This is a genomic window from Streptomyces sp. DH12, from assembly GCF_020873895.1.
GTDB lineage: Bacteria > Actinomycetota > Actinomycetes > Streptomycetales > Streptomycetaceae > Streptomyces.
In genome coordinates this window covers 1-621 of the sequence record NZ_JAHWGT010000430.1, presented here as the reverse complement: position 1 = coordinate 621, position 621 = coordinate 1, and the positions used below count along the sequence as shown (strand labels likewise).

Annotated in this window: 1 protein-coding gene; it reads left to right on the top strand. The window is 71.8% G+C overall.

The window, feature by feature from the left end:
• On the top strand, positions 1-621 hold a 621-nt coding region (locus tag LPA54_RS34995), incomplete at both ends, for a WD40/YVTN/BNR-like repeat-containing protein (RefSeq protein WP_368857887.1).

Here is a 621-nt window from a genome sequence, read left to right as displayed (position 1 = left end):
ACCTACACCTGGCGCAACGCGCGCATCGACGGCGGGGGTTTCGTGCCCGGCATCGTCTTCAACCGCAGCGAACCGGACCTGGCGTACGCCCGCACCGACATCGGCGGCGCCTACCGCTGGCAGGAGTCGACACGGAGCTGGATCCCCCTGCTGGACTCGGTCGGCTGGGACGACTGGGGCCACACGGGAGTGGTCAGCATCGCCTCCGACTCGGCCGACCCCGACCGGGTGTACGCGGCGGTCGGCACGTACACCAACGACTGGGACCCGGGCAACGGCGCGGTGATGCGCTCGGCCGACCGGGGCGCGAGCTGGCGGAAGACCGCGCTGCCGTTCAAGCTGGGCGGCAACATGCCCGGCCGGGGCATGGGCGAACGGCTGGCGGTCGACCCGCACGACAACGACGTGCTGTACCTGGGCGCGCCCAGCGGCCACGGGCTCTGGCGGTCGACGGACGCCGGCGTCACCTGGTCGCAGGTGACGTCCTTCCCCAACCCGGGGAACTACGCGCAGGACCCCGACGACGAGAGCGGCTACGCCTCGGACAACCAGGGCGTCGTCTGGGTGACGTTCGACGAGTCGACGGGGACCGCGGGGTCGCCGACAAGGACCGTGTACGTC